The following is a 23,860-nucleotide window of genomic DNA, read 5'->3' as shown; positions in this document are numbered from 1 at the left end:
GCATGAACCGGGCCAAGGACTGGCTTCTCCAGGCGGGAAGGCACGAGTGGGCCTGCTTCGCTGCCCAGCAGTCTGCGAAAAAAGCCGTCAAGGCCCTGCACCTTCACCTGGGCCAGGAGGCTTGGGGGCACCTCATCGCCCGCCTTCTGCGGGAACTTCCCATCAAGGTTCCCGAAGAACCGGTGGAATGGTTCCGGTATCTGGACAACCTCTACATTCCCACCCGCTACCCCGATGCCTTCCCCGAAGGCCCATCGGCGGAGCACTAGGGCCCCCTACAAAGCGAGGAGGCGCTAAACCATGCCCGTGCGGTCCTGGCGTTCGTCCGTGCCCAGATGGCCCAATAGGGAGGAGGTGGAGGAGGCCCTCAGGGCCTGGATGGCCCGCCACCCCATCCCAGGCCTCCTGGCCCTAGGGTATTTCGGCTCCTACGCCAGGGGGCGATTACGGGGTGAGGAACGACCTGGACCTCGTTTTGGTGGTGGAGGAAAGCGGCCTTCCCCCCTACCGCAGGACCGCCACCCTGCCCCTGGAAGAGCTACCCGTCCCCACGGAAGCCCTGGTCTACACCCTGGCGGAGTGGCAGGCCCTTCCAAAACAAAGCCCCCGCTTCGCCCAAGCCCTCCGGAAGGAAACCCGCTGGCTCCTCCCTCCCCCCTAGCGCCAGGCCACCACCCGCTCCAAGGGCAGGCGGTGGGAAGGGTAGCCCTCCTCGGCGGGATAGCCCAAGGGGACCAGGGCGGGGATGGCCACGTGGGCGGGAAGGCCCAGGAGGGTCTTCACCCTTTCCGGGTCAAAGCCCAGCATGGGCACGCTCCCAAGCCCATGGGCCTCGAGGAGGAGGAGCAGGTACCCCAAAAGGATGTAGCTTTGCCCCGCCGCCCAAGCCGCCCGCTCCTTGGGATCCATCCCCGCAAAGGCGCTTTGGATGGCCCGCTTCTGCGCCTCCCGCCTTTCCCCTTGGACCCCCGGGTGGATGGCCTCGTCCAGGCGGGCCAGGGCGTCCTCGAGGTCGGCATAGAGGACCAGGACCACGGGGGCCTCCTCCACCTGGGCCTGGCCGAAGGCCGCCTCCCTAAGGGCCTTCTTGGTGGCGGCATCCCGCACCACCAGGAGGCGCCAAGGCTGCAGGTTCCAAGCGGAGGGGGCCCGGAGGGCCGCCTCGAGGATTTCCTTAAGAAGCCCCTCGGGCACGGGGTCCGGCCTGTAGCGGCGAACGGAGCGGCGCCTTAGAGCAGCGGTCTTGGCGTCCAGAACGGGTAGCGTGGCCTCCATACCCCGGGGATGGTACCGGAGGCCCTTCGGTACGTTTGTGAACAAGGGCGCAATTAGGGGCGGAAGTGGTCGTACCCCCTCCGGGGCACGGCCTGCCCCCGGAAATAGACCCCCTCCCCCTCGGCGAGGCGCCCGGCCCTAAAAAGGGGAAGCCCCACCTCCCTCGCCTTCGCCTCCACCAACTCCCCCTTCTCCGGGGGCACCACCAGGACCGCCTCAAACTCCTCCCCCCCAAAGAGCACGAAAGCCAAGGCCCTTTCCTCGCTTCCGGCAAAGGCCAAGACATCGGGGTAGAGGGGAAGGGCTTCTAGCTCCACCCGCACCCCGAGTTCGGAAAGCTGCCAAAGGGTTTCCGCCAGGCCGTCGGAGGAGTCCAGGCTCCCCCGGAGAAGCCCCTCCAAGGCCAAGAGGCCGAGCCGGGGCAAGGGGTAGTGGGCGGCCTCCCGGATGGCGGGAAAGGGGGTGAGGTCTAGTCCCTGGTAGTGGGCGAAGATGGCCGCCCCAAGCCGTCCCCAGCGGTCCCCGGCGAGGTAAAGGAAATCCCCCGGCAGGGCCCGGCGGGGAAGGGGGCTTCTCGCCTCGGCAAACCCCGCCACCACCAAGGCCGCCTCCCCGGCGTTGGTGTCCCCGCCCAGAAGGGGCGCCCCAAGCCGGCTTGCCGCCTCCGCCGCCCCCTGCACCAGGCCAAAGGCCAGCGTTTCCTCCGCCTCCGGGGGAAGGAAAAGCCCCAGGGCAAACCCCAAGGGCCGGCCCATCTTGGAAAGGAGGTCCGAAGCGGTGGCCGCCACCCCCCGGAAGCCCACCTCAAAGGGCCCCATGCCCCTTAGGGCCACCTCCTGGTAGCGGAAGCCATCCACCTTGAGGAGGAGGGCCTTTTCCCCCACCCACACCCCCCCGGCGTCGTCCCCCGGGGGCAGGGGAGCCCCTTGGGGATAGCCCAAAGGGGCGAGCTTCTTTAGAAGGGCCCTTTCGCCCAAGTCTTTAAGCCGCATAAACCCAGGCTAGGGTATCATGGCGGGGTGTGCCGGGTTGACCTGTGCCTGAGGCCGGCCCCTGGCCCCCTAATCCTGGCGGAGGTCCTGCCTGCGGGTAGCGTCCTCACCCGCCTCCTGGCCCTGGGGGCGAAAGGGGTCTGGGTGGCCCCGGGGCCCAAGGTGGCCCGCTTCCTGGCGGAAAGCTTGGGCAAGGACACCCTCCTCTTGGGCGAGGTGGAGGGCTTTCCCCCCGAAGGGTTCCACGGGCGGCTTTCCCTTTTGGACCTGGAAAGGACGGAGGTGAAGGGCAAGGAGGCCATCCTGGTGGCTCCCCTCCTCAACGGGAGCGTGCTCCCCGAGGAAAAAGAGGTGTACCTGGCAAGCCTCCGCAACGCCAAGGCGGTGGTGGACCTCGCCCGAACCCTAAAAACCCCCACCCTCCGCCCCTCCGGGGCCCCCGAGCCCCTCCTCTCGGCGGTGGTGGCCCTGGGGTTCTTGCAAAAGCGCGTCCTCCCCGAGGCCCAAAGCCTCGCCACGGCCCTCCTCAGGGCCTTCCCCGACCCTCAGGAGGCCCTTTTCCAAAGCCCGGAAGGCCAGGCCCTCCACAAGGAGGGGCGCACGGAGGAGCTGGCCTGGGCCAGCCTCATTGGGGTGGACCCAGTGGTGCCGAGGCTCACCGAGGTCCGCTTTTTCCCCAAGGAAACCTACGGCCTAAGCCAAGACCGCTACGCCCAGAGGTACGGGGCATGGAGCGGCTAACCCTCCTCGGCCTCCCCCTGGACCCCGTGGACATGGAGGAGGCCCTAAGGCGCATCGGGGGCTTCCTGGAGGAGGCCAAAACCCACCAGGTGGTGACCCTAAACCCCGAGATCGCCGTCCGGGCGAGGGAGGACAAGGCGCTAAGGCGGGCGGTCCTCGAGGCCGACCTCATCACCCCCGATGGGGTGGGCATCCTCTGGGCAGTCAGGCGGCTTCATGGGGTGCGCCTCCCCGAGCGGGTCACGGGGGTGGACCTGACCTTGGCCCTCTTCCGCCGCTTCCCGGGGCTTAGGGCCTACCTACTCGGGGGCAGGCCCGGGGTGGCGGAAAGGGCGGCGAGGGAGGCCGAGCGGCTTGGGGCCAAGGTGGTGGGCTTCCACCACGGCTATTTCCGGGAGGAAGCCCAGGTGGTGGAGGAAATCCAACGAGTAGCCCCCGACCTCCTCCTCGTGGGCATGGGGGAAAGGCAGGAGGCCTTCATCCACCGGCACAAGGCCCACCTGGGGGCCCGGGTGGCCATGGGGGTGGGGGGGACCCTGGACGTCCTGGCGGGGGAGGCCAAGCGCCCCCCCCTTTGGGCGCAACGCCTGGGCCTGGAGTGGCTTTTAAGGGTGGGCCTGGACCCCAAGCGCTGGCGGCGGGCCCCGAGGCTTCTCCGCTTCGCTTACCTTGTTCTCAAGGAAGGGCGCTAGAATGCTTCCATGCGGCGGCTTCTTGCGCTTTGGTTCCTTTTCGGGCTCGCCCTGGCCCAAGGCCTCGTCCTCCCCTTTGAGGGGCCCAGGGGCTACGCCCTGGCCCAGGCCTTCGCCCAGGGCCTGAACGCGCCTCCCCCCACCCTCCTCGCCCTCCTCCTCCCCGACCTCCCCTGGCGGGCAAGCTATGAGCTTGCGGGGGGGCTTTACACCCGGGCTGGGGCCCGGCTCGCCCTCTCGGCCACGGGGGCCGAGTGGGTGCTCCTCGGCCGGGAAGAGGAAAGGGGCCTGAGGCTCATCCTCGCCACCCCTGCCGGGGCCAAGGAGGGGCTTTTCCCAAGCGCCGAACTCGCCTGGCTCTGGCTCCAGGGCCAGGGCCTCGCCCCCTGGTACGCCCCCCTGCCCCCGCCTTCCCTCCCGGAAGAGCGCCTGAGGGCCCTGGCGGAAGGCGAGGACCCTGACCCCTTGCACCAGTCCGCCCTGGACCTCAAGGCAGGCCGGGGGGCGGGGCTTTTGGAGGGGGTTTTGCCCAAGCGGCTTCTCCTCCTCTGGCAGGGCACGCTTCCCCCCGCCTACGAGGCCTTCCGCCTCCTGGCCGAGGGCAAGCGGGAAGAGGCCCTAAAGCGGGCCGAGGCGCTGGCGAAGGGGGACATCCTGGAAAGGACCGCCGCCCACCTCCTCTACCGGGCCCTGGAGGACGAACGCTGGAAGGAAAGCGCAAGAAACCTCGCCCAGGCCTTTCCCGAGCTCCCCTTGGCCTGGGAGGAGGTGAGCTTCGCCGCCTTCGCCGAGGGCAAGGGGGAAGAGGCCCGGGATGCCCTCCTCCGGGCTCTAAAGCTTAGGCCGGACTACTGGCTTTACTGGACCAACCTGGGCTGGGCCTATTACCTCACGGGGGACCTCCCCCGGGCCATCCTGGCCTCGGAAAGGGCCAATGGGCTTAACCCCAACGCCACCGCCTACTACAACCTGGGGCTCTTCCGGGCCATCCACGGGGACTTCCTGGGGGCCAAGGCCGCCTATGACCGGGCCCTCAGGCTGGACGAGGGGGAGGACTTCCTCGAGGCCCTAAAGGACCTAGAGGAGCGCCAGGAACCCCTCGCCCTCTACTTCCGCGCCTACCTGGCGGAGCGGGTGGGGCTGGACGCCAAGCCCCTCTACCAGGCCTTCCTCGCCCAGCACCCCAAGCACCCCCTCGTCCCCTCGGCCAAGCGGGCCCTCGCCCGGCTTCAGAAAAGCGGGGTGGGCCTACAGGTCCTCAAGCTCACCCTCATCCCGGGGGACGTGGACGCCCGGCCCTTCCGTGCCGGGGAGGCGGTCTTCCCCGAGGTGCGCCTCACGGGTAGCCCCTACCTCCAGCGGGAGGGCCTGGAAACCCGCCTCTACCGGGAAGGCGCGCTCCTCCAAGGGGAAAAGAAGGACCTGGGCTTCCCTCCCCTTACCACCGCCCTGGTGGAGGTGGCCCCCGCCGTAACCCCGCCCGAGCCCGGGCGGTACACCCTGGAGGTCCGCTACGGGGAGGCCGCCGCCCTCCTCCCCCTGGAGGTGGGTCCGCCGAGCCTCGCCCGCAGGCTCTACGCCCTGGGCCTGGAGGTGCGGGACCTCTCGGGCCAACCCCTCCTGAGCCCCAAGGAGGCCCTGGGGGAAAAGGGGGAGGAGCTTCTCTTGGAAAGGACCCTCGAGGCCCTCAGGGAAGCCGCTCCCCTGGCCACCGGAAGCCGCCTCACCACCCCCCTGAAGGCGGGCCCCTATGCGGGGAAAAGCGTCCAGGAAGCGCTCCGAGACCCCGGGCTTGCGGGGGTGCGGGCCTTCTTTGAGGCGGTGGTGGAAAATCCCGAACTCCTGGCAGAGAACGACGTGGTGAATGCCTTTGTGAACTGGCTTCTCGGCTCCTCGGAGCCCAATCCCTAAACCGAAAGGCCAACCCCCGGGGCTTCCCGGGGGTTTGGACTCAGCCGATGGTGGAGCCGACGGGACTCGAACCCGTGACCTCCTGAGTGCGATTCAGGCGCGCTCCCAGCTGCGCCACGGCCCCATGCGCCCTATATGGTAGCGGGGGCCAGGATGCTTGTCTAGTCCCCTTCCTTGAGGCGCACCTCCACCCGGCCCTTCTTGTCCTTGACGGAAAGGGTGGCCTTGGCCTTGCCTTTGCGGTACTCCGCCTTCCACTCGTTTTTCTTCACCTCGTACTTGGTGCGCACCCAGCCCCGGCGGCGCAGGTCCTCGTCGTGGTAGCGGAAGACCGCTTCCGCCCGGGAAGCGTTGTACACCACCAGAATCCCCTGGGGCTCCACCACCCGCTCCACCACCACCGCCTGGGGAAAGAGGTCCAGGGTGAGGTTGGCGGTGATGCGCACCTCGAGGGCCACCGCCGGAACCAACAGGAGGGAAAGGGCCAACCATCTCCGCATACCCCAAGGATACCCCCACCCCGCCCCTCGTCCGTGAGAGCCACCTAAAGTACACTTAAAAGGTGGACGAAGTTTGGCGTAAACTGGCGGAACCCTTTCCCCCCTCCGAGGTGCAGTGGCGCATAGAAGCCCTCTCCAAGGACCGGAGGCGGGCCTTGGTGGTCCCCTACGTGGACGCCCGCACCGTCTTGGACCGCCTGGACCGGGTGGTGGGGCCCGAGGGGTGGCACGACAGCTACGAGGTCCTCGCCGACCAAGAAAGGGTGGTCCGGGACGAGCGGGGCGAGCGCCGGGAGCGGCTTTGCGAGGTGAAGTGCCGCCTCACGGTCCTCGGGGTCACCAAGGAGGACGTGGGCGAGGGCGACTCCCTCAAGGCCGCCTTCTCCGACGCCCTCAAGCGGGCAGCGGTGAAGTTCGGCGTGGGGCGCTACCTGTACCGCCTGGAGAAGCAGTGGGTGGACTATGACCCGGAAAAGGGCCGCTTCACCCCGCCCAAGCTTCCCGAACCCCTGGAGGCGGAAACGGGCGAACCCGAGGAAGAGGAAAAACCCGAGGCTTACCGCCTCATTGACCAGCTCCTGGAGCGCCTAAAGGAGAAGGGCTTGGGGAAGGAGGCAGCCAAGATCGTCACCAAATACGGGGGCTACGGCAAGACCCCCGAGGAAACCAAGCGCCTCTACGGGGAGCTTCGGGCCCTGCTCAAGGGATGAGGATCGTCGCCATCGGGGACCTCCACGCCAACTTCCCCGCCCTCTGGCGGATCCTCAAGGCGGAGGGCCTGGCGGACGCCTCCTTCAGGCCCACCCCCCTCCTCCGCTCCGGGGCCGTGAAGGTGGTCCTCCTGGGCGACCTGGTCCACCCCAAGACGCCGAGGGACTACGAAAGGCTCACGGGCCTCTCCCCCTTTGACCCCGAAGACCCCACCCACCTCCGCCTGGCCGCCGGAGCCCAGATCCGGGAGCTTTTCCGGTTGAAGGCGTTCCAGGAAGAGGCGGAGGGCAACCTGGTCATCCTCCTGGGCAACCACGACGAGGCCGCGCTAAAGGGCGAGCCCATCCTGGGGAACCGCCACCTGCGGCACCTGGAGTTCCACCCCGAAAAGGGCGGTAAACCCCTGCCCGAGGCCCTAAAGGCCTGGATGGCGGGCTTCCCCAAGGAGCTCCTCCTCGAGGGCGTCCACTTCGCCCACGTGGGCCCCGTGCCCTGGCTCCAGGAATACGATGAGCTCTTCTACGCCCAAAGCGAGCCCAAGACCTGGTGGTTCCGCACCCCCGACTACGTGGAACGGATGGGCTATCGCTTTGGCGTCTACGGCCACGTGCCCATGCGGGAGGGTATCCTTCTCAAGGAACGCTTCGCCCTCATTGACGCCCTGGACCTGGGGGAGTACCTGGAGCTTGCCCCAGAGGAGGAACCCCTCACGCCCCGGATCAAGCGCCTTGCCCATGCCTAACCCCCTCACCTCGCCCAAAGCGGTGCGCGCCATCCTTTCCCGACACGGCCTTTTCGCCGACAAGCGCCTCGGCCAGAACTTCCTGGTCTCCGAAGCCCACCTCAGGCGCATCGTGGAGGCGGCCAAGCCCTTCACGGGGCCGGTCTTTGAGGTGGGGCCTGGGCTTGGCGTCCTCACCCGGGCCCTGGCGGAGGCGGGGGCCGAGGTGACGGCCATAGAGAAGGACCCCCGGCTAAAACCCGTTCTGGAGGAAACCCTTAAGGGCCTCCCCGTGCGCCTCCTCTTCCAAGACGCCCTCCGCTTCCCTTGGGAAGAGGTGCCGGAAGGAAGCCTCCTCGTGGCCAACCTCCCCTACAACATCGCCACCCCCCTGGTCACCCACCTCCTCAAAACGGGCCGCTTCGCCCGGTTGGTCTTCCTGGTGCAGAAGGAGGTGGCGGAGCGCATGACGGCGGGGCCCGGAAGCCCCGCCTACGGGGTGCTCTCCCTAAGGGTGGCCCACCACGCCCGGGCGGAAAGGCTCTTTGACCTTCCCCCTGGGGCCTTCTTCCCCCCGCCCAAGGTCCAAAGCAGCCTGGTGCGCCTCACGCCCCTGGGGGTGCCCGACGACCCCGGGCTTTTCCGCCTGGTGGAGGCCGCCTTTAGCAAACGCCGGAAGACCCTGAAAAACGCCCTGGTGGCGGCGGGCTACCCCAAGGAGAGGGTGGAAAGGGCCCTAGAGGCCCTGGGCCTCCCCCCGGAGGCGCGGGGCGAAACCCTGGACCTGGAGCAGTTCCGCGAGCTCCGCAATCTTCTCTACACCGCGGAGTAGTTTTCCCAAAGGGATATGGAAGGACATTACACTGTTTAATCTACCCTTGGTGTAGCTCCTCCCTCTTGCCCCGGTCAAGGGGTGGTAAGATGGGCGGGAAATGAGGCGGGGCTTCGTGGGGTTTTGGGTCCCCGCCTCGTGAAGAGATGCACGAAAGGAGGGGACCTTGGCGCCGATCGCGGAGTACGTGAACGTCCTCATCTACCTAGGGGTGGCCCTCTTCATCGGGGTGGCGGCCCTGGTGGTGGGGGCTCTTCTTGGCCCCAAGAAGCCGGGCAGGGCCAAGCTCATGCCCTACGAGTCGGGGAACGACCCTGCGGGAGAGGTGAAGCGCTTTCCCATCCACTTCTACGTGGTGGCCATGCTCTTCATCCTCTTTGACGTGGAGGTGGCCTTCCTCTGGCCCTACGCCGTGAGCGCTGGGGGGCTTGGGCTGTGGGGCTTCCTGGGGGTCTTGGCCTTCACCCTGCTCCTCTTCGTGGGCTTCCTCTACGAGTGGTGGAAGGGGGTGATGCGGTGGCATTGAAGGACCTGTTTGAACGGGACGTCCAGGAGTTAGAGCGGGAGGGGATCCTCTTCACCACCTTGGAGAAGCTGGTGGCCTGGGGGAGGTCCAACTCCCTGTGGCCCGCCACCTTCGGCCTCGCCTGTTGCGCCATTGAGATGATGGCCTCCACCGACGCCCGCAACGACCTCGCCCGCTTCGGCAGCGAGGTCTTCCGGGCAAGCCCCCGCCAGGCGGACGTGATGATCGTGGCCGGGCGGCTATCCAAGAAGATGGCCCCGGTGATGCGCCGGGTCTGGGAGCAGATGCCCGACCCCAAGTGGGTGATCTCCATGGGAGCCTGCGCCAGCTCTGGGGGGATGTTCAACAACTACGCCATCGTGCAGAACGTGGACTCCGTGGTGCCCGTGGACGTGTACGTGCCGGGTTGCCCCCCGCGCCCCGAGGCCCTCATCTACGCCGTGATGCAACTCCAGAAGAAGGTCCGCGGCCAGGCCTACGACGAGAAGGGGCGGAAGCTTCCGCCCGTGGCCGCTTGGCAGCGGGCAAGGGGGTGAAGCGTGCGGCTTCATAGCGTTTTAGACGATGCCCGGGCCAAGGGCTACCCCGTGGAGGACAACGGCCTCGGCAACCTCTGGGTGGTCCTGCCCCGCGAGGCCTTCAAAGGGGAGATGGCCCGGTACAAGGAGATGGGCTTCAACTACCTGGCGGACATCGTGGGCATAGACTACCTGGAATACCCCGACCCCCGCCCCGAGCGCTTCGCCGTGGTCTACGAGCTCGTCTCCCTGCCGGGGTGGAAGGACGGGGATGGGAGCCGCTTCTTCGTCCGGGTCTACGTGCCGGAGAAGGACCCCAGGCTGCCCACGGTGACCGACCTCTGGGGGAGCGCCAACTTCCTGGAAAGGGAGGTCTACGACATGTTCGGCATCGTCTTTGAGGGGCACCCCGACCTGCGCAAGATCCTCACCCCGGAGGACCTCGAGGGCCACCCCTTGCGCAAGGACTTCCCCCTGGGGGAAACCCCCACCCTCTTCCGCGAGGGGCGCTTCATCGTGCCGAGCGAGTTCCGGGCGGCCATCACCGGCAAGAACCCCGGCCTCACCCTCTACAAGGGGGGTAGCCGCAAGGGCTACCGGTCCCTTTGGGCCGACCTGACCAAGGCCAAGGAGGTCAAATGAAGGACTACCTGGACCCGGTGGAAACCCTGGAGGAGCCCAAAGAGCTCCGCACCGAGGTCATGACCCTGAACGTGGGCCCGCAGCACCCCTCCACCCACGGGGTCTTGCGGGTGGTGGTGACGCTCTCGGGCGAGGAGGTCTTGGACCTCGTCCCCCACATCGGCTACCTCCACACGGGCTTTGAGAAGAACATGGAGAACCGGACGTATACGCAGGTCATCACGTATACGCCCCGGATGGACTACCTCCACTCCTTTGCCCACGACCTGGCCTACGCCCTGGCGGCGGAGAAGCTGGTGGGGGCGGTGGTCCCCCCTCGGGCCCAGACCATCCGCATCATCCTCAACGAGCTTTCCCGCCTGGCGAGCCACTTGGTCTTCCTGGGCACGGGCCTTTTGGACCTCGGGGCCCTCACCCCCTTCTTCTACGCCTTCCGCGAGCGGGAAACCATCCTGGACCTCTTTGAGTGGGTCACGGGCCAACGCTTCCACCACAACTACATCCGCATCGGCGGGGTCAAGGAGGACCTGCCCGAGGAGTTCGTCCCCGAGCTCAAGAAGTTCCTGGAGGTCATGCCCCACCGCATTGACGAGTACGAGGCCCTCTTCGCCGAAAGCCCCATCTTCTACGAAAGGGCGCGGGGCGTGGGGGTGATCCCCCCCGAGGTGGCCATCAACCTGGGCCTCACCGGGGGCTCCTTGCGGGCGAGCGGGGTGAACTACGACGTGCGGAAGGCCTACCCCTACGCCGGGTACGAGACCTACCAGTTTGACGTGCCCCTGGGCGAGCATGGGGACGTGTTTGACCGGATGATCATCCGCATCCGGGAGATGCGGGAGTCGGTGAAGATCATCCGGCAGGCCCTGGAGCGCCTCGAGCCCGGGCCCGTCCGCGACCCCAACCCCCAGATCACCCCACCCCCCCGCCACCTCCTGGAAACCTCCATGGAGGCGGTCATCTACCACTTCAAGCACTACACCGAAGGCTTCCACCCCCCCAAGGGCGAGGTGTACGTCCCCACGGAGTCGGCCCGGGGGGAGCTCGGCTACTACATCGTTTCCGACGGCGGAAGCATGCCCTACCGGGTGAAGGTGCGGGCCCCCAGCTTTGTCAACCTGCAAAGCCTGCCCTACGCCTCCAAAGGCGAGCAGGTGCCGGACCTGGTGGCCATCATCGCCAGCCTGGACCCGGTCATGGGCGACGTGGACCGCTAAGGAGGGAAGATGGGCTTCTTTGACGACAAGCAGGACTTCCTGGAGGAAACCTTCGCCAAGTACCCGCCCGAGGGGCGGCGGGCGGCCATCATGCCCCTTTTAAGGCGGGTGCAGCAGGAGGAGGGCTGGATCCGCCCCGAACGGGTAGAGGAGATCGCCCGCCTGGTGGGCACCACCCCCACGGAGGTCATGGGGGTGGCGAGCTTCTACTCCTACTACCAGTTCGTGCCCACGGGGCGGTACCACCTGCAGGTCTGCGCCACGCTAAGCTGCAAGCTCGCCGGGGCGGACGAGCTTTGGGACTACCTCACGGAAACCCTGGGCATCGGCCCCGGGGAGGTGACCCCGGACGGGCTCTTTAGCGTGCAGAAGGTGGAGTGCCTGGGAAGCTGCCACACCGCCCCCGTGGTCCAGGTGAACGACGAGCCCTACGTGGAGTGCGTGACCCGGGCCAGGCTTCAGGCCCTTTTGGAGGGCCTGAAGGCGGGGAAGCGGCTTGAGGAGATTGAGCTTCCCGGCCGGTGCGGCCACCACGTGCACGAGGTGGAGGTATGACCGGGCCCATCGTTTCCGGAAAAGACCCCCGGTTTGAACGCACCCTCTACGCCCACGTGGGCAAGGAGGGCAGCTGGACCCTGGACTACTACCTGAAGCACGGGGGATACGAGACGGCCAAGCGGGTCCTAAAGGAGAAGACCCCGGAAGAGGTCATAGAGGAGGTGAAGCGCTCGGGGCTACGGGGCCGGGGCGGGGCGGGCTTTCCCACGGGGCTTAAGTGGAGCTTCATGCCCAAGGACGGGCAACAGCACTACCTCATCTGCAACGCCGACGAGTCCGAGCCCGGTAGCTTCAAGGACCGCTACATCCTGGAGGACGTCCCCCACCTCCTCCTAGAGGGGATGATCATCGCCGGCTACGCCATCCGGGCCACGGTGGGCTACATCTACGTGCGGGGGGAGTACCGGCGGGCGGCGGACCGCCTCGAGGCCGCCATCCGGGAGGCCAGGGCCCGGGGCTATCTGGGGCCAAACCTCTTCGGCACGGACTTCTCCTTTGACGTCCACGTGCACCGCGGGGCGGGGGCCTACATCTGCGGGGAGGAGACCGCCCTCATGAACTCCTTGGAAGGCCTTCGGGCCAACCCCCGCCTCAAGCCCCCCTTCCCCGCCCAGGCGGGGCTTTGGGGCAAACCCACCACCATCAACAACGTGGAAACCCTGGCCTCGGTGGTCCCCATCCTGGAACGGGGGGCGGACTGGTTCGCCCAGATGGGCACGGAGCAGTCCAAGGGGATGAAGCTCTACCAGATCTCCGGCCCCGTGCGGCGCCCCGGGGTCTACGAGCTTCCCATGGGCACCACCCTGCGGGAGCTCATCTACGAGTGGGCGGGGGGACCCTTGGAGCCCATCCAGGCCCTCATCCCCGGCGGGTCCTCCACCCCACCCTTGCCCTTCACGGACGAGGTTCTGGATACCCCCATGAGCTACGAGCACCTGCAGGCCAAGGGCTCCATGCTGGGCACCGGGGGGGTGATCCTCATCCCCGAGCGGGTGAGCATGGTGGACGCCATGTGGAACGTGACCCGCTTCTACGCCCACGAGTCCTGCGGCAAGTGCACGCCGTGCCGGGAAGGGGTGGCGGGGTTCATGGTGAACCTCTTCGCCAAAATCGGCACGGGGCAAGGGGAGGAGAAGGACGTGGAAACCCTGGAAGCCCTCCTTCCCCTCATTGAGGGCCGGAGCTTCTGCCCCTTGGCGGACGCCGCCGTCTGGCCGGTGAAAGGCTCCTTGAAGCACTTCAAGGACCAGTACCTCGCCCTGGCCCGGGAGAAACGCCCCGTGCCTAGGCCGAGCCTTTGGAGGTGAAGGTGGTTAGGGTCAAGGTCAACGACCGCGTGGTGGAAGTGCCCCCGGGGACGAGCGTTATGGACGCTGTCTTCCATGCGGGGTACGACGTCCCCCTTTTCTGCTCGGAAAAGCACCTCTCCCCCATCGGGGCCTGCCGCATGTGCCTGGTGCGCATCGGCCTGCCCAAGCGGGGCCCCGACGGGAAGCCCCTCTTGAACGAAAAGGGCGAGCCCGAGATCCAGTGGCAACCCAAACTGGCGGCAAGCTGCGTCACCGCCGTGGCCGAGGGCATGGTGGTGGACACCCTTTCCGAGGTGGTGCGGGAGGCCCAGGCGGGGATGGTGGAGTTTACCCTCCTCAACCACCCCCTGGACTGCCCCACCTGCGACAAGGGAGGGGCCTGCGAGCTCCAGGACCGCACGGTGGAGTACGGGCTCTACGAGAAGTACTACCAAAAAGACCCCTTGGAGCTTCCCGTCTACACCCGCTTTGAGTTCACCCGCCGCCACGAGGACAAGCACCACCCCCTCTCCCCCTTCGTGATCCTGGACCGGGAGCGGTGCATCCACTGCAAGCGGTGCGTGCGCTACTTTGAGGAGGTCCCCGGGGACGAGGTCCTGGACTTCATTGAGCGGGGGGTGCACACCTTCATCGGCACCCTGGACTTCGGCCTCCCCTCGGGCTTTTCCGGGAACATCACGGACATCTGCCCCGTGGGGGCCCTTTTGGACCTCACCGCCCGCTTCCGCGCCCGCAACTGGGAGATGGAGGAAACCCCCACCACCTGCGCCCTCTGCCCCGTGGGGTGCGGCATCACGGCGGATACCCGGAGCGGGGAGCTTTTGCGCATCCGCGCCCGGGAGGTGCCCGAGGTCAACGAGATCTGGCTCTGCGATGCGGGCCGGTTCGGCCACGAGTGGGCGGACACCCGCCGCCTCAAGACCCCCCTGGTGCGCAAGGAGGGGAGGCTTGTGGAGGCCACCTGGGAGGAGGCCTTCCTCGCCCTGAAGGAGGGCCTGAAAGGGGCCAAGGGGGAGGAGGTGGGGCTTTACCTCGCGGGGGACGCCACCCTCGAGGAGGGCCTCATGGCCGCCGAGCTGGCCCGGGTCCTCTCCACGCCCCACCTGGACTTCCAGGGCCGCACCGCCGCCCCGGCAAGCCTCTACCCCGCCGCCACCCTGGAGGACCTTCTCCGGGCGGACTTCGCCCTGGTCCTCGGGGACCCCACGGAGGAGGCCCCCATCCTCCACCTCCGCCTCTCCGAGTTCGTGCGGGACCTCAAGCCCCCCTACCGCTTTAGCCACGGCACCCCCTTCGCCGACCTGCAGATCAAGGAAAGGATGCCCCGCAGGAAGGACAAGATGGCCCTCTTCGCCCCCTACCGCGCCCCCCTCATGCGCTGGGCCGCCATCCAGGAGGTGCACGCCCCCGGGGAGGAGCGGGAGATCCTCCTCGCCCTCCTGGGGGAGAAGGAGGGAAGCGAGGCGGTGCGGCAAGCCAAGGAGGCCTTTGAGCGGGCCGAGCGCCCCGTGCTCATCCTGGGGGCGGGGGTCCTGCAGGACGCGGTGGCGGCGGAACGGGCCAGGCTCCTCGCCGAGCGCAAGGGGGCCAAGGTCCTCGCCATGACCCCCGCCGCCAACGCCCGGGGCCTCGAGGCCATGGGGGTCTGGCCCAAGGAGAAGGGGGCCGCCTGGGACGAGCCCGGGGCCCCCTACGCCTACTACGGCTTCGTGCCCCCGGAGGAGGCCCTCAAGGGGAAGCGCTTCGTGGTCCTGCACCTAAGCCACCTCCACCCCCTGGCCGAGCGCTACGCCCACGTGGTCCTGCCCGCCCCCACCTTCTACGAGAAGCGGGGGCACATCCTGAACCTGGAAGGCCGCGTCCTTCCCCTCTCCCCCGCCCCCATGGAGAACGGGGAGGCGGAAGGGGCCCTCCAGGTCCTCGCCCTCCTGGCGGAGGCCCTGGGGGTGCGGCCTCCCTTCCGGCTCCACCTGGAGGCCGAGCGGGAGCTTAAGGCCAAGAAGGTGCCCGAGGCCATGGGCCTTTACCCCTTCCGCACCAAAGCCCTCAGGCCCAAGGAGGAAAAGGGCAACCTCTACCTGCGCCCCACCATGTGGAAGGCCCACCAGGCCGTGGGCAAGGCGAAGGAGGCCGCCTCCCCCGAGCTTTGGGTCCACCCGGAAACGGCCCGCCTCGAGGCCCTCTTAGACGGGGCCTTGGTGGAGGTGGAAACCCCCCTAGGCCCGCAAAAGGCCCGGGTGGTCCACCGGGAGGACGTGCCCAAGGGCCTTTACTACCTCTCCGCCCTGGGTCCCTTCGCCGCTAGAAGGTTGGAGGCCAAAATCCTGGTCCCCACAGGAGGTGAAGCGTGAACTACCCCCTGGACCCCTACTGGATGGTGGCCCTAAAGGCCCTTTTGGTGGTGGTGGGCCTCCTCACCGCCTTCGCCTTCATGACCCTCATTGAAAGGAGGCTCCTCGCCCGCTTCCAGATCCGCATGGGCCCGAACCGGGTGGGACCCCTCGGCCTCTTCCAGCCCATCGCCGACGCCATCAAGAGCATCTTCAAGGAAGACCTGGTGGTGGAGCGCGCCGACAAGGTCCTCTTCGTCCTCGCGCCCCTCCTCGGGGTGGTCTTCGCCCTCCTGGCCTTCGGCGCCATCCCCTTCGGCCCGCCAGGGAGCTTCTTCGGCTTCCACCCCTGGGTGGTCAACCTGGACCTGGGGATCCTCTACCTCTTCGCCGTGAGCGAGATGGCCATCTACGGCATCTTCCTGGCGGGGTGGGCCTCGGGGAGCAAGTATAGCCTCCTGGGGTCCTTGCGCTCCTCCGCAAGCCTCATCTCCTACGAGCTCGGCCTCGGCATCGCCCTCCTCGCCCCGGTGCTTTTGGTGGGGAGCCTCAACCTGAACGACATCGTCAACTGGCAAAAGGAAAACGGCTGGCTTTTCCTCTACGCCTTCCCCGCCTTCTTGGTCTACGCCATCGCCGCCCTGGCCGAGGCCGCCCGCACCCCCTTTGACCTCCCCGAGGCGGAACAGGAGCTGGTGGGCGGCTACCACACGGAATATAGCTCCATCAAGTGGGCGCTTTTCCAGATGACGGAGTACATCCACTTCATCACCGCAAGCGCCCTCATCCCCACCCTCTTCCTGGGGGGCTGGACCATGCCCTTCTTCAACGTCCCCTACCTCTGGATGTTCCTCAAGATCGCCTTCTTCCTCTTCTTCTTCATCTGGATCCGGGCCACCTGGTTCCGCCTCCGCTACGACCAGCTTCTGCGCTTCGGCTGGGGGTTCCTCTTCCCCGTGGCCCTTTTCTGGTTCCTGGTCACCGCCTTGGTGGTGGCCCTGGACCTGCCCCGGGTCTACCTCGTCTACCTCTCCGCCCTAAGCTTCCTCGCCCTCCTCGGGGCCTTCTTCTATAGCCCCAAGCCCGTGCGCAAAGGAGGTGGCGCATGACCCTAAAAGCCCTAGCGCAAAGCCTCGGCATCACCCTGAAGTACCTCTTCTCCAAGCCGGTGACCGTCCCCTACCCCGACGCCCCCGTGGCCCTAAAGCCCCGCTTCCACGGGCGGCACGTCCTCACCCGCCACCCCAACGGCCTGGAGAAGTGCATCGGCTGCTCCCTCTGCGCCGCCGCCTGCCCCGCCTACGCCATCTACGTGGAACCCGCCGAGAACGACCCGGAAAACCCCGTCTCCGCCGGGGAGCGCTACGCCAAGGTCTACGAGATCAACATGCTCCGGTGCATCTTCTGCGGCCTCTGCGAGGAGGCCTGCCCCACGGGGGCCATCGTCCTCGGCTACGACTTTGAGATGGCGGACTACCAGTACTCCGACCTCATCTACGGCAAGGAGGACATGCTGGTGGACGTGGTGGGCACCAAACCCCAGCGGCGCGAGGCCAAGATGACCGGGAAGGCGGTGAAGCCCGGCTACGTGGTGCCCTACGTGCGGCCCGAGCTGGAGGGCTTCAAGGCCCCCACGGAAGGAGGAAAAAAGTGAGCCCCTGGGAAGCCTTGGCCATCCTTTTGCTCCTCGCCACCGGGTTTCTAGTGGTAACCCTGAGAAACGCCATCCACGCTGCCTTGGCCCTCATCGCCAACTTCCTGGTCCTGGCCGGGGTGTACGTGGCCCTGGACGCCCGCTTTCTCGGGTTCATCCAGATCATCGTCTACGCCGGGGCCATCGTGGTCCTCTTCCTTTTCGTCATCATGCTCCTCTTCGCCGCCCAAGGCGAGGTGGGCTTTGACCCCTTGGTGCGCTCCAAGCCCCTGGCCGCCCTCCTCTCCCTCGGGGTGGCGGGGGTCCTCCTCTCCGGGCTCTTGGGCCTGAAGCTCGCCCTCACCCAGGACCTACAGGGAGGGCTTCCCCAGGCCTTGGGCCCCCTCCTCTACGGGGACTGGCTCCTCGTGCTCCTCGCCGTGGGCTTCCTCCTCATGGCGGCCACGGTGGTGGCGGTGGCCTTGGTGCAACCCAGCCGTCCCCTAGACGCCCTGCGCCCCGAAGAGCGCAAGGAGGAGGTGCTCCGATGAGCTACCTTTTCGCCTCCGCCCTCCTCTTCGCCCTCGGGGTCTATGGCGTCCTCACCCGCAGGACCGCCATCCTGGTCTTCCTCTCCATTGAGCTCATGCTGAACGCCGCCAACCTTTCCCTGGTGGGCTTCGCCAAGGCCCATGGACTGGAAGGGCAGGTGGCCGCCCTCATGGTCATCGCCATCGCCGCCGCGGAGGTGGCGGTGGGCCTCGGACTCATCGTGGCCATCTTCCGCCACCGGGAAAGCACCGCGGTGGACGACCTATCGGAGCTTAGGGGGTAAGCATGGCGCTTCTATCCACCATCCTCCTGCCCCTTTTGGGCTTTGCCCTCCTGGGGCTTTTCGGCAAACGGATGCGGGAACCCCTTCCCGGGGTCATCGCCTCCGCCCTCGTGCTCCTCTCCTTCCTGGTGGGCGTGGGCCTCCTCCTTGGAGGTGGGGCCCGCTTTGAGGCGGAGTGGCTTCCCGGCATCCCCTTTAGCCTCCTTTTGGACAACCTCTCGGGCTTCATGCTCCTCATCGTCACCGGGGTGGGCTTCCTCATCCACGTCTACGCCATCGGCTACATGCACGGGGACCCGGGCTATAGCCGCTTCTTCGCCTACTTCAACCTCTTCATCGCCATGATGCTCACCCTGGTCCTGGCGGATAGCTACCCGGTGATGTTCATCGGCTGGGAAGGGGTGGGCCTGGCGAGCTTCCTCCTCATCGGCTTCTGGTACAAGAACGCCCAGTACGCCGATAGCGCCCGCAAGGCCTTCATCGTGAACCGCATCGGCGACCTGGGCTTCCTCCTGGGCATGGCCATCCTCTGGGCCCTCTATGGGACGCTCTCCATCTCCGAGCTCAAGGAGGCCTTGGAAGGCCCCCTGAAGAACCCCTCCCTCCTGGCCCTGGCGGGGCTTTTCCTCTTCCTGGGGGCCGTGGGGAAAAGCGCCCAGGTGCCCCTCATGGTCTGGCTTCCCGACGCCATGGCCGGCCCCACCCCGGTTTCCGCCCTCATCCACGCCGCCACCATGGTGACCGCCGGGGTTTACCTCATCGCCCGGAGCTCCTTCCTCTATAGCGTTCTGCCCGACGTTTCCTACGCCATCGCCGTCATCGGCCTCCTCACCGCCTTCTACGGGGCCCTTTCCGCCTTCGGGCAGACCGACATCAAGAAAATCGTGGCCTACTCCACCATCAGCCAGCTCGGGTACATGTTCCTGGCGGCGGGGGTGGGGGCCTACTGGGTGGCGCTCTTCCACGTCTTCACCCACGCCTTCTTCAAGGCCCTCCTCTTCCTGGCCTCGGGGAGCGTGATCCACGCCCTGGGCGGGGAACAGGACGTGCGCCGGATGGGCGGGCTCTGGCGGCACCTGCCCCTGACCCGTTGGCACGGGCTCATCGGCGCCCTAGCCCTGGGGGGCTTACCCCTCCTTTCGGGCTTCTGGTCCAAGGACGCCATCCTCACCGCCACCCTCACCTACCCCTTCGGCGGGGTGGGCTTCTACGTGGGGGCGCTCTTGGTGGCGGTCCTCACCGCCATGTACGCCATGCGCTGGTTCGTCCTGGTCTTCCTGGGGGAGGAAAGGGGCCACCACCACCCCCACGAGGCCCCGGCGGTGATGCTTTGGCCCAACCACCTCCTGGCCCTGGGCTCGGTGCTTGCGGGCTACCTGGCCCTGCCCCATCCCCTGCCCAATGTGCTGGAGCCCTTCCTGAAGCCGGCTTTGGCGGAGGTGGAGGCCCACCACCTCTCCTTGGGGGCCGAGTGGGGCCTCATCGCCCTCTCCGCCCTGGTGGCCCTACTGGGGCTTTGGCTCGGCTACACCTTCTTCCAACGGAAAACCTTCCCCGCCTGGTACCTGGCCTTTGAGCGGGCGAGCCGGGAAAGCTTCTACGTGGACCAGATCTATAACGCCCTCCTGGTGAACCCCCTGAAGGCCCTGGCCGAAGCCCTCCTTCAGGGGGATTTCGGGCTCCTCAAGGGGTACTTTGGCCTTGGGGGTGCGGTGCGGGACCTGGGGCAGGGCGTGGCCCGGCTCCAGGCGGGCTACCTTAGGGTGTACGCCCTCCTCTTCGTGCTGGGCGTCCTTGTCCTCCTGGGGGTGATGCGGTGGTAGTCTTGGCCATCCTCCTACCCATCCTCTTTGGGGTGCTCCTCCTCTTGGGCGCCCCTAGGGCCTTGGGGGTCCTGGGGGCCTTGGCCTCCTTCGCCCTGAACCTGGCTCTTTTCCTGGCCCAAAGGGGCGGGGAAAGCTTCGCCGTAAGCCTGCCCCTCCTGCCGGGGGCGGGGGTCTACTGGGCCTTCGCCCTGGACGGGCTTTCCGCCCTCTTCTTCCTCACGGTGGGGCTCACCGTCCTCCTGGGGGCCCTCGTGGCCCGGGTGGAGGGGCGGTTTTTGGGCCTCGCCCTCCTCATGGAAGGGCTCCTTCTGGGCCTCTTCTCCGCCCAGGACCTGGTGGTCTTCTACCTCTTCTTTGAGGCGGCCCTGATCCCCGCCCTCCTCATGCTCCTCTTCTACGGGGGAGAAGGCAGGGTCAGGGCCATCTACACCTTCCTCCTCTTCACCCTGGTGGGCTCCTTGCCCATGCTGGCCGCCATCCTGGCGGTGAAGGCCTTGGGGGGAAGCCCCACCTTCCTCCTAAAGGACCTCCTCGCCCACCCCGTGCGGGGCGAGGCCGCCCTCTGGGTCTTCCTGGGCTTCGCCTTGGCCTTCGCCATCAAGACGCCCCTCTTCCCGGTGCACGCCTGGCTTCCCCTCTTCCACCGGGAAAACCACCCCTCGGGCCTGGCGGACGCCATGGGCACCCTGTACAAGGTGGGGGTCTTCGCCTTCTTCCGCTACGCCATCCCCCTAGCCCCCGAGGGCTTCGCCGAGCTCCAGGGGCTTCTCCTCTTCCTGGCGGCCCTTTCCGCGGTCTATGGGGCCTGGGTGGCCTTCTCCGCCAAGGACTTCAAGACCCTCCTCGCCTACGCCGGGGTTTCCCACATGGGGGTGGCGGCTTTAGGGGTCTTCTCCGGGACCCCGGAAGGGGCCCTAGGGGGGCTCTACCTCCTGGCGGCGAGCGGCGTCTACACGGGGGGGCTTTTCCTCTTGGCGGGGCGGCTTTATGAAAGGCTTCACACCCTGGAGATCGGGCGCTACCGGGGCCTCTCCCATAGCGCCCCGGGGCTTGCCGCCTTGGCCCTCTTCCTCTTCCTCGCCATGGTGGGGCTTCCCGGCCTCGCCGGCTTCCCCGGGGAGCTCATGACCCTGCTTGGGGCCTACAAGGCGAGCCCCTGGCTTGCGGGTTTCGCCTTCCTCTCGGTGATCGCCTCCGCCGCCTACGCCCTCACCGCCTTCCAGAAGACCTTCTGGGAGGAGGAGGGGAGGCAGGTGGCGGACCTTGGGGGGGAAGAGTGGCCCTTCGCCCTTCTGGCCGTTTTGGCCTTGGTCCTCCTGGGCGTCTTCCCGGGCTTTTTCCTACAGGGCCTTAGGCCCTTGGCGGAGGCCTTCGCCCGCATCCTCGGAGGTGGCGCATGACGCTTTTGGTGCTGGCCGGCTTCTCGGTGGTCCTCACCCTTCTAGGCTTTTTCGTCTCCGTCCCCGCCTTCAAGCGGCTCACCATCCTGGGGCTTTCCCTGGGGCTATTTGCCCTCCTCCTCACCTGGGGGCGGGCGGAGGCCTTTGGGCCTTACCAGGTGGACGGCGTTTCCCGGGCCTTCACCCTCCTCGCCCTCCTGGGGGCCCTTTGGACCGTGGGGCTCGTGCGCACCCGGCGCTTTGAGTTCTACCTGCTCGTCCTCTACGCCGCCACGGGGATGCACCTCCTCGCCTCCACCAAGAACCTGGTCCTGATGCTGGTGGCCCTCGAGGCCCTCTCCCTTCCCCTCTACGCCCTCGCCACCTGGCGGCGGGGGGCGGGCCTCGAGGCGGCCCTCAAGTACTTCCTCCTGGGGGCCTTGGCCGCCGCCTTCTTCCTCTACGGCACCGCCCTCTTCTACGGGGCCACGGGAAGCCTCCTGGCGGGCACCCCCGGGGAAGGCCCCCTCTACGCCCTGGCCTTGGCCCTCCTCCTGGTGGGGCTCGGCTTCAAGGTGGCCCTGGCCCCCTTCCACTTCTGGACCCCGGACGTCTACCAGGGTAGCCCCACCCCGGTGGTCCTCTTCATGGCCACGGGGGTGAAGGCCGCCGCCTTCGCCGCCCTCCTCCGGGTGGTGGCCCCAGGGGCGGGGGACGCTTTGGCCCTCCTCGTGGCCCTTTCCGTGCTCATCGGCAACCTGGCCGCCCTGAGCCAGAAGGAGGCCAAGAGGCTTCTCGCCTACTCCTCCATCGCCCACGCCGGGTACATGGCCCTGGCCCTTTATACCGGGAACGCCCAGGCCTTGGGCTTTTACCTCCTCACCTACGTCCTGGCCACGGGCCTGGCCTTCGCCGTGCTCTCGGAGGTTTCCCCGGACCAGGTGCCCCTGGAGCGCCTCAAGGGCCTCTTCCACAAGGACCCCCTCCTGGGCCTAAGCCTCTTCGTGGCCGCCCTCTCCCTCCTGGGCCTACCCCCCTTGGCGGGCTTCTGGGGGAAGTACCTGGTCTTCACGGAGGCGGCCAAGGCGGGGCAGTGGGGGCTTTTGGTCCTGGCCCTCCTCACGAGCGCCGTGAGCGCCTACTACTACCTGGGCCTGGCCCTCATGGTCTTCCAAAAGGGCGAGGCGGAAGCCGCCCCCAGGCCCCTGGCCCGGAACGTGGCCCTTTTGGTGGCCCTTTTCCTCCTCCTCCTCGGGCTTTTCCCGGGAACCGTTCTTCCCGCCCTGGCGGCGGGCTAGGTCCATGCGGCATCCCAAGGGGGGCCTTGGCCCCCCTTGTGCCCTTTTTGGGGCTTGGGTAAAGTGAAGGGAAACGTGGAGGACCCCTTAGCCCCCTTGTCCCCAGAGCTATGGGAGGAAGACCCCTTAGCGGGGGTGCGGCTTTTGGCCCAAGGCCTCCCCAAGGGCATCCGGGGGGCGTGGCTTTTGGGCGTGGCGAGCGGCTTCCTCTGGCCCGAGGCCCCGCCCCCTAAGGACCTCGCCGCCCTCTTCCGCCGCCTGGAGGGGGCGTGGCGGGAAGCGGAAAACTACTTCCTGGACACGGGCCTGGACTTCCCCGTTTTGGTGAGCGAGTGGGCGAGGGGCGCCCTCGAGCCCCTCCTTTACCGCAAGCGCCGCCCCAGCTACGCCCGCCTGCGCCAGGCCTTTCTCCAGGGAAGCCGCCTTGGGGAAGCCCTTCGGGCCAGGGTCCCCTAGAGGATGCGCTTGCCCAAAAGGCTCAAAGCCAGGCCCACCATCATCTCCGCCGTGCGGTTCCGCTCGTCCAGGATGGGGTTCACCTCCACCAGGTCCAGGCTTCGCACCCGCCCGGTCTGGGCGAGGATTTCCATGAGGAGGTGGGCCTCCCGGTAGGTAAGCCCTCCCGGCACCGGGGTGCCCACCCCGGGGGCCAGGGTGGGGTCCAGGACGTCCGCATCCAGGGAAACGTGCAGGGGTAGGCCGTCCAGGTAGGCCAAGGCCTCCTCGGCAATGCGGGCGATGCCCAGGCGGTCCACCTCGTGCATGGTGTAGACCCTGACCCCCATCTCCCGCAGAAGCCGCCTCTCCCCGGGGTCCAGGCTCCGCACCCCGATGAGGACCACGTCCCTGGGGTCCACCGCCTGGAAAACCTCCGTGAGCCGGGTGTAGCCTAGCCCGGAGAGCACCGCCAGGGGCATGCCGTGGATGTTCCCGGAAGGGCTCGTCTCCGGGGTGTTGAAGTCGGCGTGGGCGTCCACCCAGATAACCCCAAGCCGCCCCTTGGCCACGCCGGAAACCGAGCCCATGGAAAGGGAGTGGTCCCCCCCAAGGACGATGGGGAAAACCCCTTCGGGCAAGGCGCGAAGCCTCTCCTTTAGGTCCAGGGCCGCCTGGCGGATCTCCTCCAGGTAGGGCCCCTTGCGCCCCCTAAGGGTTTCCGCCACGGGCACCCGCACGTCCCCTAAGTCCTCCACCAGGTAGCCCAAGGCTTCCAGTTCCTCCAAAAGCCGGGCGTAGCGCAGGGCGGAAGGCCCCATGTCCACCCCGCGCCTTCCCGCCCCCAGGTCCATGGGCACCCCAACCACCGCTACCCGTTCCATGGGGGGCATGGTAGCAGAAAGCCCTATGCGTTGCCCGGGAAGTTTATGCCCGCAAGCCCAAACCACCCCGCCCCAGACCCGCACGGGGCCACCCAAA

Annotated in this window: 25 protein-coding genes, 1 tRNA gene and 2 pseudogenes; 23 read left to right on the top strand and 5 right to left on the bottom strand. The window is 67.5% G+C overall.

Annotated features, from left to right (window positions below; genetic code table 11):
• Positions 1-2: 2 nt before the first annotated feature.
• Together LXN00_RS11250 and LXN00_RS11245 are read left to right on the top strand one after the other, a co-directional pair.
• Positions 3-347, top strand: a pseudogene (locus LXN00_RS11250) (HEPN domain-containing protein).
• Positions 301-661, top strand: a pseudogene (locus tag LXN00_RS11245) (nucleotidyltransferase domain-containing protein). Before LXN00_RS11250 ends, LXN00_RS11245 begins: the two co-directional pseudogenes overlap by 47 nt.
• On the opposite strand, the gene LXN00_RS11240 reads toward LXN00_RS11245, so the two are convergent.
• On the bottom strand, positions 658-1,275 hold the full coding sequence (locus LXN00_RS11240; RefSeq protein WP_234508271.1) for a nitroreductase family protein: 618 nt from the start codon (positions 1,273-1,275) through the stop codon (positions 658-660). The pseudogene LXN00_RS11245 and the gene LXN00_RS11240 overlap by 4 nt on opposite strands.
• A 53-nt stretch (positions 1,276-1,328) precedes the next feature.
• Positions 1,329-2,267 carry a thiamine-phosphate kinase gene (locus tag LXN00_RS11235; protein WP_234508270.1) on the bottom strand — a complete coding sequence of 313 codons (939 nt, stop codon included), beginning with the start codon at positions 2,265-2,267 and terminating at the stop codon, positions 1,329-1,331.
• Positions 2,268-2,294: 27 nt separating this feature from the next.
• Here LXN00_RS11235 and LXN00_RS11230 point away from each other — a divergent pair, with 27 nt between their 5' ends.
• The 3 genes from LXN00_RS11230 to LXN00_RS11220 are packed head-to-tail and all read left to right on the top strand — an operon-like array spanning position 2,295 to position 5,611.
• A complete protein-coding gene (locus LXN00_RS11230; protein ID WP_234508268.1) occupies positions 2,295-3,008 on the top strand; it encodes a 2-phosphosulfolactate phosphatase in 714 nt (237 codons plus the stop codon).
• Positions 2,996-3,700 carry a WecB/TagA/CpsF family glycosyltransferase gene (locus LXN00_RS11225; protein WP_234508266.1) on the top strand — a complete coding sequence of 235 codons (705 nt, stop codon included), beginning with the start codon at positions 2,996-2,998 and terminating at the stop codon, positions 3,698-3,700. Before LXN00_RS11230 ends, LXN00_RS11225 begins: the two co-directional genes overlap by 13 nt.
• A gap of 9 nt (positions 3,701-3,709) precedes the next feature.
• Complete coding sequence (locus LXN00_RS11220) at positions 3,710-5,611, top strand: hypothetical protein (RefSeq protein WP_234508264.1); 1,902 nt, start codon at positions 3,710-3,712, stop codon at positions 5,609-5,611.
• A 48-nt stretch (positions 5,612-5,659) separates the two neighbouring features.
• Here LXN00_RS11220 and LXN00_RS11215 read toward each other — a convergent pair.
• Positions 5,660-5,735: transfer RNA gene (locus tag LXN00_RS11215), tRNA-Ala, on the bottom strand.
• A 37-nt stretch (positions 5,736-5,772) separates the two neighbouring features.
• Complete coding sequence (locus LXN00_RS11210; RefSeq protein ID WP_234508261.1) at positions 5,773-6,111, bottom strand: hypothetical protein; 339 nt, start codon at positions 6,109-6,111, stop codon at positions 5,773-5,775.
• Between the two features lie 62 nt (positions 6,112-6,173).
• Here LXN00_RS11210 and LXN00_RS11205 point away from each other — a divergent pair, with 62 nt between their 5' ends.
• The 18 genes from LXN00_RS11205 (at position 6,174) to LXN00_RS11120 (ending at position 22,900) form a co-directional block, all read left to right on the top strand.
• Positions 6,174-6,821, top strand: a complete 648-nt coding sequence (locus LXN00_RS11205) for a Rad52/Rad22 family DNA repair protein (protein WP_234508259.1) — start codon at positions 6,174-6,176, stop codon at positions 6,819-6,821.
• A complete protein-coding gene (locus LXN00_RS11200) occupies positions 6,818-7,564 on the top strand; it encodes a metallophosphoesterase (RefSeq protein WP_234508257.1) in 747 nt (248 codons plus the stop codon). The genes LXN00_RS11205 and LXN00_RS11200 overlap by 4 nt, the downstream gene beginning before the upstream one ends.
• Positions 7,557-8,375, top strand: coding sequence for a 16S rRNA (adenine(1518)-N(6)/adenine(1519)-N(6))-dimethyltransferase RsmA (gene rsmA / locus LXN00_RS11195; protein WP_234508255.1), 819 nt, complete (start codon positions 7,557-7,559; stop codon positions 8,373-8,375). Before LXN00_RS11200 ends, rsmA begins: the two co-directional genes overlap by 8 nt.
• Before the next feature lie 166 nt (positions 8,376-8,541).
• Positions 8,542-8,901: an NADH-quinone oxidoreductase subunit A gene (locus LXN00_RS11190; protein WP_234508252.1), complete on the top strand. Its 360-nt coding sequence runs from the start codon at positions 8,542-8,544 to the stop codon at positions 8,899-8,901.
• Positions 8,892-9,437 carry a NuoB/complex I 20 kDa subunit family protein gene (locus LXN00_RS11185; protein WP_071677376.1) on the top strand — a complete coding sequence of 182 codons (546 nt, stop codon included), beginning with the start codon at positions 8,892-8,894 and terminating at the stop codon, positions 9,435-9,437. Before LXN00_RS11190 ends, LXN00_RS11185 begins: the two co-directional genes overlap by 10 nt.
• A gap of 3 nt (positions 9,438-9,440) precedes the next feature.
• Positions 9,441-10,061: an NADH-quinone oxidoreductase subunit C gene (locus LXN00_RS11180; protein ID WP_234508250.1), complete on the top strand. Its 621-nt coding sequence runs from the start codon at positions 9,441-9,443 to the stop codon at positions 10,059-10,061.
• Positions 10,058-11,275 (top strand): NADH dehydrogenase (quinone) subunit D, encoded by a 1,218-nt coding sequence (nuoD, locus tag LXN00_RS11175; protein WP_234508248.1) that lies wholly within the window; start codon positions 10,058-10,060, stop codon positions 11,273-11,275. The genes LXN00_RS11180 and nuoD overlap by 4 nt, the downstream gene beginning before the upstream one ends.
• Before the next feature lie 9 nt (positions 11,276-11,284).
• Complete coding sequence (gene nuoE, locus LXN00_RS11170) at positions 11,285-11,830, top strand: NADH-quinone oxidoreductase subunit NuoE (RefSeq protein WP_234508246.1); 546 nt, start codon at positions 11,285-11,287, stop codon at positions 11,828-11,830.
• Positions 11,827-13,140, top strand: a complete 1,314-nt coding sequence (gene nuoF / locus LXN00_RS11165) for an NADH-quinone oxidoreductase subunit NuoF (RefSeq protein WP_234508244.1) — start codon at positions 11,827-11,829, stop codon at positions 13,138-13,140. The genes nuoE and nuoF overlap by 4 nt, the downstream gene beginning before the upstream one ends.
• Positions 13,141-13,142: 2 nt before the next feature.
• Positions 13,143-15,494 carry an NADH-quinone oxidoreductase subunit NuoG gene (gene nuoG / locus LXN00_RS11160; RefSeq protein ID WP_234508243.1) on the top strand — a complete coding sequence of 784 codons (2,352 nt, stop codon included), beginning with the start codon at positions 13,143-13,145 and terminating at the stop codon, positions 15,492-15,494.
• A 23-nt stretch (positions 15,495-15,517) separates the two neighbouring features.
• The gene (gene nuoH, locus LXN00_RS11155; RefSeq protein WP_234508313.1) at positions 15,518-16,582 is read left to right on the top strand and encodes an NADH-quinone oxidoreductase subunit NuoH; all 1,065 of its coding nucleotides are present in this window, start codon (positions 15,518-15,520) and stop codon (positions 16,580-16,582) included.
• The gene (gene nuoI, locus LXN00_RS11150) at positions 16,579-17,127 is read left to right on the top strand and encodes an NADH-quinone oxidoreductase subunit NuoI (protein ID WP_039455593.1); all 549 of its coding nucleotides are present in this window, start codon (positions 16,579-16,581) and stop codon (positions 17,125-17,127) included. Before nuoH ends, nuoI begins: the two co-directional genes overlap by 4 nt.
• Positions 17,124-17,657 carry an NADH-quinone oxidoreductase subunit J gene (locus LXN00_RS11145; protein WP_234508241.1) on the top strand — a complete coding sequence of 178 codons (534 nt, stop codon included), beginning with the start codon at positions 17,124-17,126 and terminating at the stop codon, positions 17,655-17,657. The genes nuoI and LXN00_RS11145 overlap by 4 nt, the downstream gene beginning before the upstream one ends.
• Positions 17,654-17,941, top strand: a complete 288-nt coding sequence (gene nuoK / locus LXN00_RS11140; protein WP_071677369.1) for an NADH-quinone oxidoreductase subunit NuoK — start codon at positions 17,654-17,656, stop codon at positions 17,939-17,941. Before LXN00_RS11145 ends, nuoK begins: the two co-directional genes overlap by 4 nt.
• A gap of 2 nt (positions 17,942-17,943) precedes the next feature.
• Positions 17,944-19,764 carry an NADH-quinone oxidoreductase subunit L gene (nuoL, locus tag LXN00_RS11135; protein ID WP_234508239.1) on the top strand — a complete coding sequence of 607 codons (1,821 nt, stop codon included), beginning with the start codon at positions 17,944-17,946 and terminating at the stop codon, positions 19,762-19,764.
• Positions 19,758-21,167, top strand: a complete 1,410-nt coding sequence (locus tag LXN00_RS11130; protein ID WP_234508237.1) for a complex I subunit 4 family protein — start codon at positions 19,758-19,760, stop codon at positions 21,165-21,167. The genes nuoL and LXN00_RS11130 overlap by 7 nt, the downstream gene beginning before the upstream one ends.
• A complete protein-coding gene (locus tag LXN00_RS11125) occupies positions 21,164-22,444 on the top strand; it encodes an NADH-quinone oxidoreductase subunit N (RefSeq protein WP_234508235.1) in 1,281 nt (426 codons plus the stop codon). The genes LXN00_RS11130 and LXN00_RS11125 overlap by 4 nt, the downstream gene beginning before the upstream one ends.
• Before the next feature lie 75 nt (positions 22,445-22,519).
• Complete coding sequence (locus tag LXN00_RS11120) at positions 22,520-22,900, top strand: hypothetical protein (protein WP_234508234.1); 381 nt, start codon at positions 22,520-22,522, stop codon at positions 22,898-22,900.
• Here LXN00_RS11120 and rocF read toward each other — a convergent pair.
• Positions 22,897-23,772 carry an arginase gene (rocF, locus tag LXN00_RS11115; RefSeq protein WP_071677365.1) on the bottom strand — a complete coding sequence of 292 codons (876 nt, stop codon included), beginning with the start codon at positions 23,770-23,772 and terminating at the stop codon, positions 22,897-22,899. The genes LXN00_RS11120 and rocF overlap by 4 nt on opposite strands.
• Between the last annotated feature and the right edge of the window lie 88 nt (positions 23,773-23,860).

This window comes from Thermus brockianus (assembly GCF_021462505.1).
GTDB lineage: Bacteria > Deinococcota > Deinococci > Deinococcales > Thermaceae > Thermus > Thermus hydrothermalis.
This window is presented reverse-complemented; position numbering and strand designations above follow the sequence as displayed.

Bases quoted from the DNA above. Each gene is read 5' to 3' on its own strand.
- nuoI (WP_039455593.1), top strand. From the start codon at position 16,579: ATGACCCTAAAAGCCCTAGCGCAAAGCCTCGGCATCACCCTGAAGTAC.
- nuoE (WP_234508246.1), top strand. From the start codon at position 11,285: ATGGGCTTCTTTGACGACAAGCAGGACTTCCTGGAGGAAACCTTCGCC.
- LXN00_RS11125 (WP_234508235.1), top strand. From the start codon at position 21,164: ATGACGCTTTTGGTGCTGGCCGGCTTCTCGGTGGTCCTCACCCTTCTA.
- LXN00_RS11210 (WP_234508261.1), bottom strand. From the start codon at position 6,111: ATGCGGAGATGGTTGGCCCTTTCCCTCCTGTTGGTTCCGGCGGTGGCC.
- rocF (WP_071677365.1), bottom strand. From the start codon at position 23,772: ATGCCCCCCATGGAACGGGTAGCGGTGGTTGGGGTGCCCATGGACCTG.
- nuoL (WP_234508239.1), top strand. From the start codon at position 17,944: ATGGCGCTTCTATCCACCATCCTCCTGCCCCTTTTGGGCTTTGCCCTC.
- LXN00_RS11200 (WP_234508257.1), top strand. From the start codon at position 6,818: ATGAGGATCGTCGCCATCGGGGACCTCCACGCCAACTTCCCCGCCCTC.
- nuoK (WP_071677369.1), top strand. From the start codon at position 17,654: ATGAGCTACCTTTTCGCCTCCGCCCTCCTCTTCGCCCTCGGGGTCTAT.
- nuoF (WP_234508244.1), top strand. From the start codon at position 11,827: ATGACCGGGCCCATCGTTTCCGGAAAAGACCCCCGGTTTGAACGCACC.
- rsmA (WP_234508255.1), top strand. From the start codon at position 7,557: ATGCCTAACCCCCTCACCTCGCCCAAAGCGGTGCGCGCCATCCTTTCC.
- nuoH (WP_234508313.1), top strand. From the start codon at position 15,518: ATGGTGGCCCTAAAGGCCCTTTTGGTGGTGGTGGGCCTCCTCACCGCC.
- LXN00_RS11235 (WP_234508270.1), bottom strand. From the start codon at position 2,267: ATGCGGCTTAAAGACTTGGGCGAAAGGGCCCTTCTAAAGAAGCTCGCC.
- LXN00_RS11220 (WP_234508264.1), top strand. From the start codon at position 3,710: ATGCGGCGGCTTCTTGCGCTTTGGTTCCTTTTCGGGCTCGCCCTGGCC.
- nuoD (WP_234508248.1), top strand. From the start codon at position 10,058: ATGAAGGACTACCTGGACCCGGTGGAAACCCTGGAGGAGCCCAAAGAG.
- LXN00_RS11240 (WP_234508271.1), bottom strand. From the start codon at position 1,275: ATGGAGGCCACGCTACCCGTTCTGGACGCCAAGACCGCTGCTCTAAGG.
- LXN00_RS11225 (WP_234508266.1), top strand. From the start codon at position 2,996: ATGGAGCGGCTAACCCTCCTCGGCCTCCCCCTGGACCCCGTGGACATG.